Below are 19,138 nucleotides of genomic sequence, written 5' to 3' on the forward strand. Positions count from 1 at the left end.
GCTGTCGGCGCGGACGTTTATGGTGGCAGCGCTATGGCACTTCATGTGCACCGTGCCGAGCGCACCGACCTGCTGGCCGACGGACTGGGCGCCCTGTTAGCCGATCCGCTGCCCGATCCGTTCGCCCAGGAGCTGGTGCTGGTCGCGGCGCGGGGCGTGGAACGCTGGCTCAGCCAGCGGCTTTCCCACCTGCTCGGTCGCGGCCGCGGTGACGACGGGGTGTGCGCCGGGGTGGCGTTTCGCAGCCCGCGTTCGCTGATCGCCGAAATCACCGGCGCCGCCGACGCCGACCCTTGGTCGGCGGAGGCGATGACCTGGCCGCTGCTGGAGGTTATCGACTGCTGCCTGGACGAGCCGTGGTGCCGGCCGCTGGCAAAACACTTGGGGCACTTCCATAGCGGCGACGAGGCGGAGTTGCGGCGCGGCCGGCGCTATTCGGTGGCGCGGCGGCTGGCGGGGTTGTTCGCGTCCTATGCACGGCAGCGTCCGCAGCTGCTGGCCGACTGGCTGGACGGCCGCACCGCAGGACTCGACGCCGACCTGGCCTGGCAGCCCGAACTCTGGCGGGCACTGGTCGGGCGGGTCCAGGCCGACCCGCCGCAGGTGAGACATCAGCGGACGCTGGCCCGGCTGCGGGCCGGCCCGGTTGAGCTGCCGGCACGGCTCTCGCTGTTCGGGCACACCCGGCTGGCGTGCACCGAGGTGGAATTGCTCGACGCGCTGGCCACCCACCACGACCTGCACCTGTGGCTGCCGCACCCCAGCGACGACCTGTGGCGGGCGCTGGCCGGCACGCACGGCGCGGTACCGCGCGCCGCGGACACCAGCCGGCACGCGGCGCGTCACCCGCTGCTGAAAACCCTGGCCCGGGATCTGCGTGAACTGCAGCGCGCACTGCCCGGCGACGCCGCGTCGGACGAATACCTCACCGGCGCAAGCAAACCCGACACCTTGCTGGGCTGGCTGCAATCCGACATCGCCGCCAACGCCGTCCGCAGCCACGGGCGGGTGCTGGCCAGCGGAGACCGCTCGGTGCAGGTGCACGCCTGCCACGGCCCCGCCTGGCAGGTCGATGTGCTGCGCGAGGTGCTGCTGGGACTGCTTCAGGACGACCCGACACTTCAGCCGCGCGACATCGTGGTGATGTGCCCGGACATCGAGACCTACGCGCCGCTGATCGTCGCGGCCTTCGGGGTCGGCGACACCGCCGATGACGGCCATCCCGCCCATCGGTTACGGGTCAAGCTGGCCGACCGCGCACCGACTCAGACCAACCCGCTGCTGGCCGTCGCCGCCGAACTGCTGGCCATCGCCGGAACCCGCGCCACCGCCACCGAAGTGCTCGACCTCGCGCAGCGGGCCCCGGTGCGCGCCCGCTTCGGTTTCACCGACGACGACCTGGACACCATCACCGGGTGGGTGCGGGACTCCAACATCCGCTGGGGCTTCGACCAGCACCACCGCCGGCCCTACGGGCTGGACCACCTCGTGCACAACACCTGGCGGTTCGGGCTGGACCGGATCCTGACCGGGGTGGCGATGTCGGATGACTCGCGGGCCTGGCTGGGCACCGCGCTGCCGCTTGACGACGTCGGCAGCGACCAGGTGGAGCTGGCCGGGCGGTTGGCCGAGTTCGTTGAACGGCTGCACGATACCGTCGAAAATCTCAGTGGCACAAAAACTTTAACGGAGTGGCTGGAGACGCTCAGCGCGGGGGTGGAGCGGCTCACCGCAGCCGGCGACGCCTGGCAGCAGGCGCAGCTGCGCCGCGAGTTCGCCGATGTTTCGGCCCAGGCGGGCTCACACGCCTCGACCCTGCTGCGGCTCTCTGATGTGTGCTCGCTGCTCGACACGCACCTCGCCGGGCGCCCCACCCGGGCCAACTTTCGCACCGGCACGCTGACCGTGTGCACCATGGTGCCGATGCGCTCGGTTCCGCACCGGGTCATCTGCCTGGTGGGGCTGGACGACGGGGTGTTTCCGCGGCTGGCCACTCCCGACGGCGACGACGTGCTGGCCCGCGAGCCGATGACCGGGGAGCGCGACATCCGTTCCGAGGACCGCCAATTGCTGCTCGACGCCATCTGCGCGGCGACCGACACGCTGGTCATCACCTACACCGGGGCCGACGAGCACACCGGGCATCCCCGTCCCCCCGCGGTGCCGCTCGCCGAGTTGCTCGACGCACTGGACCAGACCACCGAAACACCGGTGCGCCAGCACATCCTGACCCGGCACCCGCTGCAGCCGTTCGACCGCAAGAACGTCACGCCCGGTGCGCTGACGCCCGATCAGCCGTTCACGTTCGACCCCGCGGCGCTGACCGCCGCCCGGGCGGCCGCCGGGAAACGCGGCAGCCCGAAACCCTTCATCACCGATCCGCTGCCCGCGCGTCCGGCGGACGACATCACGCTGGCCGACCTGCTGGAGTTCTTCACGGACCCGGTGAAAAGCTTTTTCCGGGCACTGGATTACACCCTGCCCGGGGATGTCCAGGTCGTCAAAGACGCGATGCCGGTCGAGCTCGACCCGCTGGAAGAATGGACGGTCGGCGACCGGATACTGCGCGACCTGGTGCGCGGGATGGACCTCAACACCGCGGCGCAGCTCGAGTGGCGGCGTGGCACGCTGCCGCCGGCGCAGTTGGGCTGGCGCAAAGCCGGGCAGATCCTGCACGCGGCAGCCGCGGTGGCGACCGCCGCGCAGCGCTACCGGCAGGGCGCCCCGGCCGCCCACGACGTCGCCGTCGACCTCGGCGGCAACCGGCGCCTCACCGGCACGGTGAGCCCGGTGTTCGACCGCCGCCTGGTCGCGGTCACCTACTCCAGGCTCGCACCCAAACACACACTGCAGGCGTGGATCTCGCTGGTTGCGCTGACCGCCGGCGAGCCGGACCGGGACTGGACCGCGATCTGCGTCGGACGCGGCCGCAACGACGGCGTCAAGGTGTGCGCGTTCGGCAAACCGCCCGACGCGCTCCGCGTTCTCAACGACCTGGTCATGCTGTTCGACGCCGGGCACCGCGAGCCGCTGCCGCTGCCGCTCACGACATCGCACACCTGGGCCGAAAAGCGCTCCCACGGCAAAGACCCGACACCCTACGCCCGCAGAACGTGGGAGTCGCCCAACCATGACGGTGAAAACCGCGGACGCGCTCACGTGCGGGTGTGGGGAGCCAACGCTCCGCTGGAGGTGCTGCTGACACCGCCGCGCCCGGGGGAGGAAATGCCCGGCGAAAACACCCGGCTGGGTGCGCTGGCGGCCCGGCTGTGGCTCCCGATGCTGGCCGCTGCGAGAGACCCCGGCTGATGGATCGCTTCGATCTGCTGGGTCCGCTGCCGCGCGCGGGCTCCACCACCGTGCTGGAGGCCAGCGCCGGCACCGGCAAGACGTTCACGCTGGCCGGGCTGGTCACCCGCTACCTGACCGAAACCGACACCACGCTCGATCAACTGCTGCTGATCACGTTCAACCAAAACGCCAGCCGCGAGCTTCGCGAACGCGTCCGCGGCCAGATTGTCGAGGCGGCAGCCGCGTTGGAGAATCCCGGCGCGCACCGCAACGAGCTGATCGAGCATCTGCTGCGCGGCAGCGCCCATGAGCGCGCGACCCGTCGAGCGCGGCTGCGTGACGCGCTGGCCAACTTCGACGCGGCCACCATCGCCACCACCCACGAGTTCTGCGGTCGGGTACTGAAATCGCTTGGCGTCGCCGGTGATACCGCCGCCGGCGTCACACTGCAGACACGCCTCGACGAGCTGGTCACCGAGACCGTCGACGACCTGTATCTCGCGACGTTCGGCAGCGGCGACCACGACCCGCCGCTGAGCCGCCAGCAGGCGCTGGAGCTGGCCCGCGCGGTCGTCAACGACCCGTGCGCGCAGCTGCGGCCGCACGATCCCGGCCCCGACAGCGAGGCCGGTGCCCGGCTGCGCTTCGCCGAAGCGGTGAAAACAGAACTCGACCACCGCAAGCGCCGGCGCCGCGTGCTGGGCTACAGCGACTTGCTCACCCGGCTGGCGGACACCCTGGAGGCGGCGGACTCCCCGGCCCGCGACCGGATGCGGCGGCGCTGGCGCATTGTGCTGGTCGACGAGTTCCAGGACACCGATCCCATCCAGTGGCGGGTGCTCGAGTGCGCGTTCAGCGGGCATGCGACGCTGATCCTGATCGGCGACCCCAAACAAGCCATCTACGGTTTCCGCGGCGGTGACATCTACACCTACCTCGCCGCGGCCCGCACCGCCGACGCCCGCTACACGCTGGGCGTCAACTGGCGCAGCGACCGGGTGCTCGTCGAGAGCCTGCACACGGTGCTGGGCGGCGCGGCGCTGGGCCACCCGGAGATCGTCGTACACGACATCGAGGCCCGCCACGACGGGCACCGGCTGGCCGGCGCACCCCACAACGCGCCGTTTCGGCTGCGCGTCGTCAAACGCCGCGCCCTCGGCTATGGCGGCACCGACAACATCCCCATCGCCCGGCTGCGCCAACACATCCCCGCCGATCTGGCCGGCGATATCGCCGGGCTGCTGGCCAGCGGTGCCCGCTACGAGGGCCGCCCCGTGGTGGCCGGAGATATCGCGGTGATCGTGGAGCGCCACGAAGATGCGCGCGCCTGCCGCGATGCCCTGGCCGCAGCCGGCATCGCGGCGGTCTACACCGGTGACACCGATGTGTTCGACTCCCCGGCCGCCACCGACTGGCTGTGCCTGCTGGACGCGTTCGACGCGCCACACCGCAGCGGGCTGGTCCGCGCTGCCGCCTGCACGGTGTTTTTCGGTGAGACCGCAGAAACCCTTGCCGCCCAAGGCGATACGCTCACCGATCGGGTAGCGGACACGCTGCGGGAGTGGGCCGATCACGCCCGCCACCGCGGGGTGGCGGCGGTGTTCGAAGCCGCCCAGCTGCGCGGCATGGGCCGGCGTGTGCTGGCCCAGCACGGCGGCGAGCGGTACCTGACCGACCTGGCGCACATTGCGCAGCTGCTGCACGAGACCGCCCATCGGCAACACTACGGCCTGTCGGCGCTGCGGGATTGGCTGCGCCGCCAATGTGACAGCCGCACCCGGGTGAGCGAGCACACCCGCCGGCTGGACAGCGACGCGGGCGCGGTGCAGATCATGACGGTGTTCGTCGCCAAGGGGCTGCAGTTCCCGATCGTGTACCTGCCGTTCGCGTTCAATCGCTATGTCGGCAGCGCCGACATACTGCTCTATCACGATGAGGAGGACACCCGCTGCCTCGATATCGGCGGTAAGCACAGTCCCGGCCGTGCCCGCGTCGAGGAACTGAACCGGCGCGAGGCTGCGCGCGACAACATCCGGGCCACCTATGTCGCGCTCACCCGGGCGCAGTCGCAGGTGGTGGCGTGGTGGGCGCCAACCCGCGACGAACCCAACGGCGGGCTGTCGCGGCTGTTGCGCGGCCGCGGCAGGGGCGAGGCCGAGGTGCCCGACACCTGTGCGCCGGCCATCACCGACGACGACGCGTGGGCGGCGTTGAAGAAATGGGAGGCCGTGGGCGGGCCGGTGGTGGAAGAATCGGTCCCCGTCACCCCCTCGGCTGTGCAAACACCGCAGCCGGCAGTGGATTTCGCGGTGCGCCATTTCCACCGCCCGATCGACACCGGCTGGCGGCGCACCTCGTATTCGGCTTTGGTCCGCGACGCCGCGCCGGTGAGCTCAGCGGGTATCGGCAGCGAACCGGAGGTTTCTGCGCGCGACGACGAGGTCGACGGTGTGGTGGTCAGCACACCCAGCCCCGGCGGCAGCGTTACCTCGCCGCTGGCCGCGATGCCCTCCGGCGCGGCGTTCGGTTCGCTGGTCCACGCGGTATTGGAGACCGCCGATATTTCCGCCGCCGACCTGGCCGGCGAGTTGGGCGCCCAGGTGCGCCGGCACGCCACGTGGTGGGTGGTCGACGTCGCCGCCGACGAGCTGGCCGCCGCGTTGCTGCCGATGCTCGACACCCCGCTGGGCCCGCTCACCAGCGGGCTGACGTTGCGGCAGATCGGCGTGCGCGACCGGCTGCGGGAGCTGGCGTTTGAGATCCCACTGGCCGGGGGTGATCTGCGCGGCCCAGCGCCGCACGTGTCGTTGTCCGACGTGGGCGAGCTGCTGCGCGCCCATCTGCCCCCAGACGATCCGCTGGCGGCATACGCCGACCGGCTGGCGTCCCCCGGGTTGGGTGGGCAGTCGCTGCGCGGCTACCTGGCGGGCTCGATCGACGCGGTGCTGCGGCTGCCCGGGCCGCGTTATGTGGTGGTCGACTACAAAACCAACCACCTTGGCGACACGGCCGCCGACTACAGCCGCGACCGACTGGCCGAGGCGATGCTGCATTCGGACTATCCGCTGCAGGCGGTGTTGTATTCGGTTGTCCTGCACCGATTCCTGCGATGGCGTCAGCCCGGCTACGACCCGGCCGTACATCTGGGCGGGGTGCTGTATCTGTTCCTGCGCGGCATGTGTGGCGCCGACACCCCCGTGATCGGCGGTCATCCCTGCGGCGTGTTCAGCTGGCAGCCGCCGGCTGGGCTGGTGGCCGGGCTCTCCGAACTGCTCAGTGAAGGGAGGCGAACAGCATGAGCGTCACCGATCGTGCGCTGCGCGCGACCGGTGTGTTGCAGGCCTTCAACCAGGCAGGGGTGCTGGATATCGCTGATGTGCATGTGGCGCAGCGTATCTGCGCGCTCGGCGAGGAGGCCGACGAACGGGTGGCGCTGGCGGTGGGGCTGCTGGTGCGGGCATTGCGGGGTGGATCGGTGTGCCTAGACCTGGCAACGGTTGCGGCGACGATCGGCGCCGACGGGTTACCGTGGCCGCAGCCCGGGCAGTGGCTGGCGGCCGTGCGGGCCAGCACGCTGGTGTGCGACCCGCCGGTGCTGCATCTCTACGGCGATCGGCTGCTGTACTTCGACCGGTACTGGCGCGAGGAAGAACAGGTCTCTCGCGACGTGCTCGCCCTGCTCACGCCCAGGCCGCCGGCCACCGCACCCGCGTTCGGGCGGCTTTTCCCCGCCGGGTTCGACGAACAGCGGCGGGCCGCCGAAATCGCGGTGTCGCAACCGGTCACCGTGCTGACCGGGGGCCCGGGAACCGGCAAGACCACCACAGTCGCCCGTTTGCTCGCCCTGTTGGCCGAGCACGCCGAGCACACCGGCGCGTCGCGACCGCGTATGGCGTTGGCGGCGCCCACCGGCAAAGCGGCCGCCCGGCTCACCGAAGCGGTGCAGCACGAGCTGGGCAAGCTCGACGCGGTGGATCGGGAGCGGCTCGGTGAGCTGCAGGCGATGACGGTGCATCGGCTGCTGGGCCGCCGGCCCGGGTCGTCGTCGCGGTTCCGCCACGACCGCGGAAACCGGTTGCCGCACGATGTGATCGTGGTCGACGAGACCTCCATGGTGTCGCTGACTTTGATGGCGCGGCTGCTGGAGGCGGTGCGCCCGGATGCCCGGCTCATCCTGGTGGGCGACCCCGACCAGCTGGCGTCGGTGGAGGCGGGTGCGGTGCTTGCCGATTTGGTGGACGGATTGTCGGCACGCGACGGCGTGCAGGTGGCGGCGTTGCAGACATCGCACCGGTTCGGGGAGTTGATCGGGGCGTTGGCGGCGGCGATCCGCAGCGGTGACGCCCAGCGCACGTTGGCGTTGCTGCGGTCGGGTGACGAACATGTCGACTTCGTCGAAAACCAGGATGCGACTGACCATTTGCGCTCCGTGCTGCTGCCGCACGCGTTGCGGCTGCGGCAAGCGGCGCTGATGGGTGCCGCCGAGGCAGCGTTGACCATTTTGGGCGAGCACCGGCTGCTTTGCGCGCACCGGGAGGGCCCTTTCGGGGTGGCGCACTGGAACCGGCAGGTCGAGCAGTGGCTAGCCGAGGAAACGGGCCAGCCGCCGTGGTCGGAATGGTACGCCGGGCGCCCACTGCTGGTGACGGCCAACGATTACGGGCTGCGCGTCTACAACGGTGACACCGGGGTGGTAGTGGCCGGACCCGACGGTCTGCGGGCTGTCATCGCCGGTGCCACCGCAACGCTCGACTTCGCGACCAGCCGCCTGGGCGACGTCGAGACCATGCACGCCATGACCATCCACAAGTCTCAAGGCAGCCAAGCTGAGGAGGTGACAGTTCTTCTGCCGCAGGATGATTCACGACTTTTGACGCGGGAACTGTTGTATACGGCGGTCACTCGCGCGAAGAAGAGAGTGCGCGTGATCGGCTCGGAAACCTCGGTTCGCGCCGCGCTGGGGCGGCGGGCGCTGCGGGCGAGCGGGCTGCGGCAGCGGCTGGCGGGGCCGGCCGGTGCCGGCGTGGCCTAGTCGATCAGGGATTGGCCCGATGGTGCGGGCCGGTGCGCACGCACCCAGGTTTGGGCAGCGACCTGGACGGCATCCCAGGGGGATCCCAGCGGGGGACAGTAGGACAGGTCCAGCTCGTTGAGGCCGTCGACGGTCATGCCGTGATAAAGCGCGGCGGCGAACGTGTCGACACGTTTGGCGATCTCGGCGCTGCGGTGCCCGACCAGTTGGGCGCCCAGCAGTTGGCCGCCGCGCCGATCACCGGTGATACGGATGTGGATGCGAGTGGCGCCCGGGTAGTAGGCCTTGTGATCATCCGGACTGGATTGGCTGGTGACGGGGATCCATCCGCGCCCGGCGGCGCGGGCTTCTTGTTCACGAAGACCGGTGCGGGCCGCGACCAGGTCGAAGACTTTGACGACCTGGGTGCCGAGGCTGCCGGCGAAGTGGGCGTCACCCCCGACCGCGTTCTCCCCGGCGACGCGGCCTTGTTTGTGGGCGGTGGTGCCCAGCGGCAACCAGGTGACACCGAGCAGACGGTGGTGCGTGTGCACACAGTCGCCGGCAGCGAACATGTCGGGCACGCTGGTGCGCATCATGTCATCGACGACGATGGCGCCCTTGACACCCAGCTCGGCGCCGGCCTCGGCGGCCAGCCCGGTGTCGGGCCGCACGCCCACGACGACGAGGACGACATCGACGGTGCGGCTGAGGGTTTGCCCGTCGCGGCTGGCGGTGACGCTGAGCGCGGCGGTGTCGGTGCGGGTGATTCGGCTGACCGTGGTGCTGGTGAGGACTTCCACGCCGTGGCGCTGAAGTTCGGCGCGAACAAGAGCGCCCAGTTCGGGGTCGACGGTGGGCAGCACCTCGGGCAGGGCTTCGATGTGGGTGACGGTGATACCGCGCCGGGTGAGGGCTTCCGCCATTTCCACTCCGAGGTAGCCGGCGCCGATGATCGCCGCAGTCTTGGGGTTGCGTTGGCGCAGCGAGTCCATGACAGCGAACGTGTCGCCCATGGAGTGCAGCAGATGCACGCCGTCGGCGGGCCCGAGCGCCCCGGCTCCGGTGAGCCCGCTGATGGGCGGACGCGCGCTGACGGCTCCGGTGCCGACGATCACGGCGTCATAGCCCAGCTGTGCGGGGCTGCCGTCGCGGTGGAGCACCTCGACGGTGTGCTCGTCGGCATTGATGCGGGTGGCGGTGGTGTCGGTGCGGACCCGCATACCGGTGGCGGCGAGATCGGCGGCGCTGCGGTGGGCAAGCTGACTCCAGTGCCCGACTTCCCCGGCGACGTAGTAGGGGATGCCGCAGATGGAAAAGTTCGGGTAGGCGTCGGCCACGATGACAGTGACCTCGGTGGCGGGGTCGAGTTCGCGGGCGCGCAGTGCGGCGCTGATGCCGGCGTCGCTGCCGCCGATCACGACGATATGGCGGGCTGCCATGAGCGCTCTCCCGGGGGGTGCCGGAACCGGGCGGCGCTCATGGCCGACCCGGCCGCGCCGTCACAGCCTGTCCGGCCGTGAGATCGGTGCGATCATCATGCGCCCAGGCCAGCCGCCGGTGCAGCCCCAGCGCCACATAGACCAGGCCCAGCAGCACCGGAACCTCGATGAGCGGGCCCACCACCCCGGCCAGCGCCTCTCCGGAGGTGGCGCCGAAAACACCGATCGCCACGGCGATGGCCAGCTCGAAGTCGTTGCTGGCGGCCGAGAAAGCCAGCGCCGCGGCACGCGGGTAGGACAACCGCAGCCCGCGGGCGATGGCGAATCCGCCGGCCCACATCACACCGAAGTAGGCCAGCAGGGGCAGCGCGATCCGGGCCACGTTCAGCGGCTGGGATGTGATCGTCTTGCCCTGCAGGGCGAACAGCACCACCACCGTGAACAGCAGCCCATACAAGGCGACCGGGCCGATGCGCGGCAGTAGCCGGCTTTCATACCACTGGCGCCCGCGCGCACGTTCGCCCAGCGTCCTGGTGAGAAATCCGGCGAGCAGCGGGATGCCCAAGAACACCACCACGGTGAGCGCAATGGCGGCAAAGGACGCGTGCAGGTTCTGGGTAGGCAGTCCCAGCCAGCCGGGCAGCACATTGAGGTAGAACACCCCCAGCGCGGCGTAGGTCAGCACCTGAAAAACCGCGTTAAGCGCCACCAGCACAGCAGCCATCTCCCGGTCACCGCAGGCCAGGTCGGTCCAGATGAGCACCATCGCGATGCAGCGGGCCAGCCCCACCAGGATGACCCCGGTGCGGTAGGCGGGCAGGTCGGCCAGCAGCAGCCAGGCCAGGGCGAACATCACCGCAGGACCGATGATCCAGTTGAGGATCAGCGATGTGGTGATCATGCGGCGATCGGCGGTGATCCGCCCGATCTCGGTGTAGCGGACCTTGGCCAACACCGGATACATCATCAGCAGCAGCCCGACCGCGATCGGCAGGCTCGTGCCGTGGATCGCCACCGCGTCCAGACCATCGGCCAAACCGGGGATTACCCGCCCCAGGACAAGCCCCGCCGCCATGGCCAGGCCGATCCAGAGCGGCAAGTACCGGTCCAGGGTGGAGAGCCTGCCGGCCACAGACGGCGCGGCAGTCGAGACGGTGTGCTCGCTCATCGGTGTCCTTCCGGTGTGCTCACGCGGGGCCGGGGGTGCGCTCAGTGACTGGCGGCGACCGCAGGCTTTCTGGCGCGGATGATCGCGCCGTGCATCGCGTCGGCGACCTCGTGGGTGAAAGTCACTGCAGCATCGGTGAATCCGGCGGCCGCCAAGCCGTCGAGATATTCCTGCCTGGACAATGCCCCGGCGATGCAGCCGACGTAGGAGCCACGTGCGGCCCGTTGCGCGGGGCTGAGGTGGTCTTCGGCGACGACGTCGCAGATTCCGATGCGCCCCCCGGGAGCCAGCACACGGTACATGTCGGCGAGCACCGCCGGTTTGTCGACCGACAGGTTGATCACACAGTTGGAGATCACCACGTCGACGCTGGCGTCGGGCAGCGGGATGTCCTCGATAGTGCCCTTGCGGAACTCGGCGTTGCTGATACCGGCCTCGGCTTTGTTCGCCTCGGCGAGGGCGAGCATCTCGTCGGTCATGTCCACGCCGTACGCGAACCCGGCGGGCCCCACCCGCCGCGCCGACAGCAGCACGTCGATCCCGCCACCCGAACCCACGTCGAGGACGCGTTCGCCCGGGCGCAGTTCGGCGACGGCGGTGGGGTTACCGCACCCCAAGCTCGCCGCCACCGCGTCGGCGGGTAGCTCGCAGTGCTCCTCGGCACCGTAACGCCCGGCACCGAAGAGGCTGCCTTCGTCGACCGAATCGCTCGATCCGCAGCAGCTCGCGGCGGTGAGCACATCGCTGTTGGTGGCGCCGCTGCCGATCGCGCCGGCGGCTGCCCGGTACCGGGCCCGGACCTGATCACGCAGCTCGTCAGCCCGGATCGCAGCCATCCCGACGGCCCTTTCCTCGACCATTTCCTCGACCCTTCCATCGACAGACGTCTATGCAACCAAGGGTGCACGACCCATCGATGGATGTCAATTCATGACCGGGATGCGGTCCTCGCTGCGCTCACCGGGCATCACAGCCGGGCCATCGCGGTCACCGGGTTCTCGACGAAATCGGCGAAAAGCCTCAGGAACCCGCCCGCGGTGGCCCCATCGCAGACCCGGTGGTCGAAGCTCAGCGACAGCTGGGTGGTCTTGCGCACACTCAGCGCACCGCCGTGCACCCACGGGCGGTCGATGATGCGCCCGACCCCCAGAATCGCCGCCTCGGGGTAGTTGATAATCGGCGTGGCCCCGTCGACCCCGAAAACACCGTAGTTGTTGAGGGTAAACGTGCCGCCGGTCAGCCGGGAGGGCGGCAGCGAACCGTCGCGGGCTGCGGTGGTCGCCTGCGCCAACGCCTCAGACAGTTCGATCAAATCCAGTGCGTCGGCCTGCTCGATCACCGGCACCACCAGCCCGCGCGGGGTGTCGACGGCCACGCCCAGATTGACATGACGAAAGCGCACGATCTCCGACCGAGCACTATCGACCGATGAATTCAGCTCCGGGAACTGTCGCAGCGCGGCCAGCGCGAGGCGCGCCAGCAACGCCAGCAGGCTGACGTCGCCGGCTGCGGCCGCGCGGATCGACTCGCGGGCCGCAAGCAATCCGGTGGCGTCGACGTCCACCCAGGTTGTCGCGTCGGGGATTTCCTGGCGGCTTCGTGACAGTTTCTCCGCACCCGTCCTGCGCGCCGCCGTCATCGGGATCCGCTGGACCTCCGGCCCGGCCGGCGCGCGAGCCGCCAGGGCTTGTTCGACGTCCGCGCGGGTGATCACCCCATGTGCTCCGCTGCCCGGTATGCGGGAAAGGTCGATATTGTTGTCGCGGGCCAGTTTTCGGACCACCGGGGAGATCACGGCAGGCACGGTGGTTGTCTCCTGGGGCGCCGGCCGGGTGCGGTGCTTCTCGTGCTCGCGGGTTCCGTATCCGACGAGCACCGGTCCCGAGCCGTCCGGCTCATCCGCGCCGTCGCCGCCGGGCTGCGGATCCGCGTCGGCGCGAACATCGGCGGTCCGCACCGTGATCAGCGGACTGCCGACCGCCACCGTGGATCCGGCCTGAGCGTGCAGTTCGACCACCGTTCCGGCGAACGGGACCGGAAGCTCGACCGAAGCTTTGGCGGTTTCGACCTCGACGATCACCTGGTCGACCGATACCGTCTCGCCGACCTGCACCCGCCAGTCGACGATCTCGGCCTCGGTGAGCCCTTCCCCGAGATCCGGCAACAAGAACGTGTGCTCACTCACGCCGGCTCCGCCCAGAAAGTGTCGGGACAATCGCCCCATTGCAGCCGCTCCAGCGCGCCGCGGATGCGCGCGCAATCGGGACGCTGTAGCCACTCGAGTTTGGGTGGCGGGTAGGGGATGTCGAATCCGCACACGCGGATCACGGGCGCCTGCAGATAGTGAAAGCACCGTTCTTGCACCCGGGCCGCGATTTCCGCGCCCACCCCGGCGAAACCCGGTGCCTCGTGCACCACAACACAGCGTCCGGTTTTGCGGACCGAGGCCGTCACCACCGCGTCATCGAAGGGCACGATCGAGCGCAGGTCGATCACTTCGACGTCGTAGCCGTCGTCGGCGGCAGCCTGCAGCGCGGCCGGTACCGATGCCCCGTAGGCGATGATCGTCGCATCACGCCCCGGCCGGACAACTCGCGCCTGTCCCAATCCGCCGCCCCGCTCGGGCCGGAAATCGCCGCGGCGAAAATACAAGCATTTGGGTTCGAGGAACACCACCGGGTCGGGGTCGTCGATAGCGGCGCGCAGCAGGCTGTACGCGTCGGACACCGTCGCCGGCACAACGACTTTCAGCCCCGGCGTGTGCGCATAGTAGGCCTCGCTGGAATCGCTGTGATGCTCCACGCCCCCGATGCCCCCGCCGACCGGTATCCGGATCACCATGGGCACCGACAACGCGCCGCGGGTGCGGTTTCTCAGCTTGGCGACATGGGAGACGATCTGCTCGAATGCCGGGTAGGCGAACGCGTCGAACTGCATCTCGACCACCGGGCGGAAACCGGCCATCGCCATCCCCACGGCGAAGCCCACGATACCCGACTCGGCCAGTGGGGTGTCGAAACACCGCTGTGTGCCAAAGGTTTTCGCCAGGCCGTCGGTGACCCGGAAAACCCCACCGAGTTCCCCGACATCCTCCCCGAACACCACGACGGACTCGTCGTCGTCAAGAGCGTCCCGTAACGCGCGGTTGAGGGCTTGCGCCATGGTGATCGCGCTCATGCCGACCCGCCCCGCCCGGCTTCCGCCGCCGGCCCGTCGGGAAGGCACCGTTGTTGCTCGCGCAGCTGAGCGGTCTGCTCGGCGAAGACATGCTCGAACAACTGGCCGGCGTCGACGGCCCGGTCGGCGTTCATCGCGGCGCGCACTTCCGCGGCCAGCTCGTCGGCTTCCGCGGCCAACCCCGCCGCGAATGTGTCATCGATCAGACCCTCGGCCCGCAGGTAGGTGTCCAGTCGGGTGATCGGGTCGCGCTCACGCCAGAACGCCAGCTCCGTATCGGTGCGGTAGCGGGTCGGGTCGTCGGCGTTGGTATGTCCTTCGACCCGGTAGGTGTGGGCTTCCACCAGCACCGGCCCGTTACCGTCTGAGACGTAGCGGCGGGCTTCGTCCAGCACCGCGAGCATGGCGACCGGGTCGTTGCCGTCGACTTGCTCGCTGCCGATTCCGTATCCGATCCCCTTGTGCGCCAACGACGGAGCCGCGGTCTGCCGTGCCAGCGGGACGCTGATCGCAAAACCGTTGTTTTGCACCAGGAAAACCACCGGTGCCCGAAAGACCGCGGCAAAGTTGAGGGCTTCGTGGAAATCACCTTCGCTGGTCGCGCCGTCGCCGCACAGCGCGAGCACCACGGCGCCGGTGTCTTTGCGCAGCTGCGCGTACGCCAGGCCGGCGGCGTGCAGGAGCTGGGTCGCCAACGGGGTGCATTGCGGCGCCGTTCGATACCGCACCGGGTCATAGCCGCAATGCCAGTCACCGGCCAGCAGTCCGAGGATTCCCGCGGGTTCGATACCCCGGGTGAACAACGCCATCGAGTCGCGGTAGGTGGGGAACATCCAGTCGTCGCGACCCAGCGACATCGCCGCAGCGACTTGGCAGGCCTCCTGTCCCCGGGCGGACGGATAAACCGCCAGCCGCCCCTGTTTGGTCAGCGCTACGGCCTGCTCGTCAAATCGCCTACCCAGCACCATCTTTCGGTACATTTCGACCAGCCGCTCAGCCGGTGGGCGGGGGTATCTCGCGGTGCTCGAGGTGAGCTGTCCGGCGGGATCGAGATATTGCACCGGAACGTCTGCGGGCAAAAACCTCGCGTATACCGTGCTCACCGGCTCGACCACGGTCACTGGCTACCTCCCGACGACGCCTATGTCCCTAAATCGTCGATGTCGCTCAACTGAATGACAACACATCCCGGTAAATACGAAACGTATTGCTCTTCTACTGCCTTCTGGAGTACATATTGTTCATACCCTCATTCGGCACGACCGGGGCAGTGAACACTATGGACGACACCGCGGACTCGATCCCCCTCGACGAGGTGGACCGCAGCCTGATTCGCGCACTCGTGGCAGATGGCCGGATCTCGATGCTGGAACTTTCCAAGCGTGCCCACGTTTCTCGGACCCACCTGTATTCGCGTATCGAGCGCCTGCAACAGGCGGCGATCGTCGAAGGTTTCACCGCCCGGATCAACCTGGCAAAAGCAGGTTTTGCCACCTCGGCGCTGATCGCGTTGTCCATCCACCAAAACGCCTGGCGCGATCTGTCCGCCCAGCTGCGCACGCTGCGCTACATCGAACGCTACCTGTTGGTCGGAGGGGATTTCGACGTCCTGGTGATGGTCCGCACACCGGACAACGAGACGCTGCGCACCATGGTGCTGGAGCGATTGCACAGTATGCCCGGTATTCGCTCGACGCGGACCTGGCTGGTATTCGACGAATGGCAGGGCGATCCGTCCAAGTGGTTCTGATCAGACGGTCACCGAAACGTCCGCTGCCGCAGCGGCGGCGCGGCGGTGCGCCAGCAGCCGGGCCGCCGCCTCGGTGGTGATATCGCGCGCCTCGCTGATCGTGTAGACCTCCATCAGCGTGTCGGCGATTCGTCTGGTGTAGCGGTCGACGGTGTCGCCGTCCCAGCCGAGCACCTCGCGGCCAACCAGGTGAAAAGCGCCGCCGGCGTTGGCGACAAAATCCGGGGCGTACAGGATTTCCCGCCGGCGCAATATCGCCCCGGCCTGTTCGTCACGCAGCACATTGTTTGCGGCGCCGACCACGGCGCGCGCCGGCAGCCCCGCGGCCGCGGCGGCGTCGATGACGCCGCCCAGCGCGCAGGGGGCGAAAATGTCACACGGTGTCGTCAAAGCTGCCTCGGGATCAACTGTCTCACCGTCGAATTCACGGGAACAGGCGAGACGCTGCGGGTCGGTGTCGGTCACCAGCAGCCGGGCCCCGGCTTGCGAAACCAGGGCAGCCAGTGTGCTGCCCACCGCACCCAGCCCCTGGATGAGCACCCTCAAACCGTCCAAGGTCCCCAGCCCACGCCGCGCAGCGGTCACCTTCATCGCTTCGAACACCCCCAGCGCGGTGCTGTAGGCGCTGGATCCCACGCCACCGCGCTGCACCGAGCGCCCGAAAACGAATTCGGTTGTCTCGCTGAGGATGTCCATATCCTCAGCGTTGGTGTTGACGTCGGGACCGGTCCAGTAGCTGCCGTTGAGCTTGTTGATGTTGTCGGCATGCACCCGCAGCATCTGCCGCCAGGCGTCCGCAGCGATGTCCTTGCGCGGCGCGGGCAGCACAATCACCGACTTGCCGCCACCCATCGGAAGCCCGCTGACCGCCATCTTCAGTGTCATCGCACCGGCCAGCCTGCCCGCGTCCTCCAGCGCAGCCACCAGGGACGGGTAGTGCGCGGCGCGGGTGCCGCCGGCGGCCCGTCCGCACCGGATCGAATCCACGCGGATGACAAACCAGGCCCCGGTCGCCGGATCGTAGCGGGTCAGGGTCAGCTCGCCGTCCCAGCGCAGGGCGTCGTCGACGTTCACTAACGGTGTCCTCTCGACGTCGTTGCCGGTCGCAACAGTGCGCGCCGCTCTCCGGAGCCGGCTGGAATGGATCCGGACATGCAGACCGGCAGGGCCGGGCGGCCCGACTCGAAACCTAAAGGCAGCAAAGCCCGCACGCACGAACCGTCAGGCACTTCGGAACACACTGCCCGAAAAGTGTCCAGCAGCGCACCATCGTGTTCATCTGACAGGAGGTACGGCGTTGTCCCGCGGGCACTCTGCGCCCATCGCTTCGGCGGTGTGGCGGGCCGGCCCGGCCGCCCGCGCCGGCTCACCGCCGTCACCGCGGTGCACCACGACACCGCGGTGCACCACCCCTCGGAGTCGCTCAGCCAGGTTACCGACGGCGACCTCGGTGCCCTCCAGCAGCACCAGATCGGCGCGCTTACCCGGTGCCACCTCACCGATTTCGTCGGCGGCGCCCAGTAATTCGGCTGCCGATGTGGTGGCCGCTCGCAACGCGTCGGCGGGGGACAGACCTTGGGCGGCCAACAACTCGAGCTCGCGGAGATTCTCACCGTGTGGAGCGATTCCGGCGTCGGTCCCCATCGCGATGCGCACTCCGGCTGCATGCGCCAGCCGCACCGAGGCGTCGTGTGCCGCGACAACGTCGACGACCTTGGCGCGGGTGGCGTCGGTGAGCCCCGCCGCGGCCGGCCCGTCACGCAGCAGCGCGCGGGGAGCGGAAAGTGTTGGCACCAGCCAGGTCCCGTGGTCCACCATCATCTCCACGGCCTCTTCGTCGAGGTATACCCCGTGCTCGATGGAGCGCACGCCCGCGCGGACGGCGTTTTTGATGCCGTCGGTGCCGTGGGCGTGCGCCATGACCGACACCCGCGCCGCGCGTGCCTCGGCCATCAACACGGCAATCTCGTCGGGGCCGAAATAGGCGCGCCTCGGGTCACTTCGGGGACTGATGACGCCGCCGGTGGTGGCCACCTTGAGCACGTCGGCGCCGGCGCGCAGCAGCTCGCGGACCGTGCGGCGCATGTCGTCCGGGCCGTCCACGACCGTTGCCGGGCAGCCGGGATAAGACGGCCACAAGGCGTGCACGCACCCCCCGGACGGCAGCCATTCGTCGGCGTGGCCGCCGGTGGGGCTGAGCATGCCGATCGCGATGCGCATGTCGGGCCCCTCGACCAGCCCGCTGGTCACCGCGTGTTTGACGCCGAGGTCGGCCCCGGCCGCGTCTCGCACGGTGGTCACCCCGGCCCGCAAGGTCAGGCGCAGGTTACGGGCAGCGTGAAAAAACCTCAGCGAGAACGGAGTTTGGAGAAGCCTCAGCACATTGACGTCGTCGAGCATGACATGCACGTGACAGTCGATGAACCCCGGCACCACGAGCTGCCCGGTGGCCTCGAGCACGCGGTCGCCGTCCAGGCCCGGGCCGACGTCGAGGATGCGCTCACCGTCGATGACCACATCGGCGCGCGCCGCTGTCCCCGAGACGGGGTCGAAGACATGTCCCCCGCGCACCAGCAGCCGCCGGCTCACCGCCGGTCCATCGCGGCGTGACCGTAGAGGGTGCTGAGCCAGATCGTGGTGAGCGCCTCAGTCACCGCCGTGGGGTCGGCGAACGGGCGCTGGCCGAAGGAGGCCAGCAGGTAGCGCTCGTTCATCCAGGTCAGTGCCCGCGCCACCTCGTAGGGCTGCCCGATGCGGCTGCGTCCGGCCTCGACGTCGGCTTGGATCCGCCGCGCCGTCGCCGCCGTCAGATCTTCGGCCAGCGCCGAATAGAGCTGGTTGACCTCCGGGTCGTAGCGTGCGGTGTCGGAGATCGCCTGGATGAGCCGGCCATGTTCGACGAAAATCGCGGTCAGCCCGGTCAGGCTGCGGCGCAGCTCGGCGACCGGGTCATCAGTGCCGCCCATCCAATTGTCGGCGACGTGGCCTAATTCCAAACCGACGTCGTCGAGCATCGCCATCAGCAAGTGCTGCCGGTCGTCGAAATGCCGGTAAAAGGCGGTGCGGGCCACCTCGGCGGCCGACGTGATGTCATCGAGGGAGATTTCGGCCCATGGCCGGCTTTCCAGCAGCCGATGTGCCGCGTCGAGCAGCCGGCGGCGTGCGTTGCGCCGGTGTTCACGCCGCCGCGCCTGCAGGTCCGTGTGCCGGGTTGTCACCCCGACAGTGTCGCACAGTTCGGACGCGATGTGAAACTCGATTGTTGACACGGTGTCACACATGGCTTAGCGTGGGCTGCA

At 69.2% G+C, this 19,138-nt stretch carries 13 protein-coding genes; 4 read left to right on the top strand and 9 right to left on the bottom strand.

Going from position 1 to position 19,138, the window contains the following annotated elements:
• The first annotated feature begins 33 nt into the window (after window positions 1-33).
• Genes recC through recD form a run of 3 tightly spaced genes read left to right on the top strand, consistent with a single transcriptional unit; the run spans window position 34 to window position 8,323 of the window.
• The gene (gene recC / locus G6N08_RS02615; RefSeq protein WP_163753944.1) at window positions 34-3,309 is read left to right on the top strand and encodes an exodeoxyribonuclease V subunit gamma; all 3,276 of its coding nucleotides are present in this window, start codon (window positions 34-36) and stop codon (window positions 3,307-3,309) included.
• Window positions 3,309-6,590 carry an exodeoxyribonuclease V subunit beta gene (gene recB, locus G6N08_RS02620; protein ID WP_163753947.1) on the top strand — a complete coding sequence of 1,094 codons (3,282 nt, stop codon included), beginning with the start codon at window positions 3,309-3,311 and terminating at the stop codon, window positions 6,588-6,590. The genes recC and recB overlap by 1 nt, the downstream gene beginning before the upstream one ends.
• The gene (recD, locus tag G6N08_RS02625) at window positions 6,587-8,323 is read left to right on the top strand and encodes an exodeoxyribonuclease V subunit alpha (RefSeq protein WP_163753950.1); all 1,737 of its coding nucleotides are present in this window, start codon (window positions 6,587-6,589) and stop codon (window positions 8,321-8,323) included. Before recB ends, recD begins: the two co-directional genes overlap by 4 nt.
• Here recD and G6N08_RS02630 read toward each other — a convergent pair.
• From G6N08_RS02630 to G6N08_RS02655, 6 genes are all read right to left on the bottom strand, one after another.
• On the bottom strand, window positions 8,320-9,744 hold the full coding sequence (locus G6N08_RS02630) for an FAD-dependent oxidoreductase (RefSeq protein ID WP_163753953.1): 1,425 nt from the start codon (window positions 9,742-9,744) through the stop codon (window positions 8,320-8,322). The two genes, recD and G6N08_RS02630, sit on opposite strands and share 4 nt — an antisense overlap.
• A gap of 37 nt (window positions 9,745-9,781) precedes the next feature.
• Window positions 9,782-10,912: an ACR3 family arsenite efflux transporter gene (gene arsB / locus G6N08_RS02635; RefSeq protein WP_163753956.1), complete on the bottom strand. Its 1,131-nt coding sequence runs from the start codon at window positions 10,910-10,912 to the stop codon at window positions 9,782-9,784.
• A 41-nt stretch (window positions 10,913-10,953) separates the two neighbouring features.
• Complete coding sequence (arsM, locus tag G6N08_RS02640; protein ID WP_246216579.1) at window positions 10,954-11,772, bottom strand: arsenite methyltransferase; 819 nt, start codon at window positions 11,770-11,772, stop codon at window positions 10,954-10,956.
• Between the two features lie 107 nt (window positions 11,773-11,879).
• Complete coding sequence (locus G6N08_RS02645; protein ID WP_218033327.1) at window positions 11,880-13,097, bottom strand: dihydrolipoamide acetyltransferase family protein; 1,218 nt, start codon at window positions 13,095-13,097, stop codon at window positions 11,880-11,882.
• Window positions 13,094-14,089 carry an alpha-ketoacid dehydrogenase subunit beta gene (locus G6N08_RS02650; protein WP_163753963.1) on the bottom strand — a complete coding sequence of 332 codons (996 nt, stop codon included), beginning with the start codon at window positions 14,087-14,089 and terminating at the stop codon, window positions 13,094-13,096. Before G6N08_RS02650 ends, G6N08_RS02645 begins: the two co-directional genes overlap by 4 nt.
• On the bottom strand, window positions 14,086-15,210 hold the full coding sequence (locus tag G6N08_RS02655) for a thiamine pyrophosphate-dependent enzyme (RefSeq protein ID WP_163753965.1): 1,125 nt from the start codon (window positions 15,208-15,210) through the stop codon (window positions 14,086-14,088). The genes G6N08_RS02650 and G6N08_RS02655 overlap by 4 nt, the downstream gene beginning before the upstream one ends.
• Window positions 15,211-15,368: 158 nt before the next feature.
• Between G6N08_RS02655 and G6N08_RS02660 the strand changes: the two genes are divergently transcribed.
• Window positions 15,369-15,839 (top strand): Lrp/AsnC family transcriptional regulator, encoded by a 471-nt coding sequence (locus G6N08_RS02660; RefSeq protein WP_163756577.1) that lies wholly within the window; start codon window positions 15,369-15,371, stop codon window positions 15,837-15,839.
• Here the strand turns inward: G6N08_RS02660 and G6N08_RS02665 are convergent, their stop codons facing one another.
• The 3 genes from G6N08_RS02665 to G6N08_RS02675 all read right to left on the bottom strand — a co-directional run bounded on the left by G6N08_RS02665 (window position 15,840) and on the right by G6N08_RS02675 (window position 19,057).
• Window positions 15,840-16,913, bottom strand: coding sequence for a Glu/Leu/Phe/Val dehydrogenase dimerization domain-containing protein (locus tag G6N08_RS02665; RefSeq protein WP_163753968.1), 1,074 nt, complete (start codon window positions 16,911-16,913; stop codon window positions 15,840-15,842). It lies immediately after the preceding gene.
• A gap of 201 nt (window positions 16,914-17,114) precedes the next feature.
• On the bottom strand, window positions 17,115-18,428 hold the full coding sequence (locus tag G6N08_RS02670) for a metal-dependent hydrolase family protein (protein ID WP_218033328.1): 1,314 nt from the start codon (window positions 18,426-18,428) through the stop codon (window positions 17,115-17,117).
• On the bottom strand, window positions 18,425-19,057 hold the full coding sequence (locus G6N08_RS02675; RefSeq protein WP_163753971.1) for a TetR/AcrR family transcriptional regulator: 633 nt from the start codon (window positions 19,055-19,057) through the stop codon (window positions 18,425-18,427). Before G6N08_RS02675 ends, G6N08_RS02670 begins: the two co-directional genes overlap by 4 nt.
• Between the last annotated feature and the right edge of the window lie 81 nt (window positions 19,058-19,138).

Source organism: Mycobacterium botniense (genome assembly GCF_010723305.1).
GTDB classification, from domain to species: Bacteria; Actinomycetota; Actinomycetes; order Mycobacteriales; family Mycobacteriaceae; genus Mycobacterium; species Mycobacterium botniense.

Bases quoted from the DNA above. Each gene is read 5' to 3' on its own strand.
- G6N08_RS02630 (WP_163753953.1), bottom strand. From the start codon at position 9,744: ATGGCAGCCCGCCATATCGTCGTGATCGGCGGCAGCGACGCCGGCATC.
- arsB (WP_163753956.1), bottom strand. From the start codon at position 10,912: ATGAGCGAGCACACCGTCTCGACTGCCGCGCCGTCTGTGGCCGGCAGG.
- recB (WP_163753947.1), top strand. From the start codon at position 3,309: ATGGATCGCTTCGATCTGCTGGGTCCGCTGCCGCGCGCGGGCTCCACC.
- G6N08_RS02660 (WP_163756577.1), top strand. From the start codon at position 15,369: ATGGACGACACCGCGGACTCGATCCCCCTCGACGAGGTGGACCGCAGC.
- arsM (WP_246216579.1), bottom strand. From the start codon at position 11,772: ATGGTCGAGGAAAGGGCCGTCGGGATGGCTGCGATCCGGGCTGACGAG.
- recC (WP_163753944.1), top strand. From the start codon at position 34: ATGGCACTTCATGTGCACCGTGCCGAGCGCACCGACCTGCTGGCCGAC.
- G6N08_RS02650 (WP_163753963.1), bottom strand. From the start codon at position 14,089: ATGAGCGCGATCACCATGGCGCAAGCCCTCAACCGCGCGTTACGGGAC.
- recD (WP_163753950.1), top strand. From the start codon at position 6,587: ATGAGCGTCACCGATCGTGCGCTGCGCGCGACCGGTGTGTTGCAGGCC.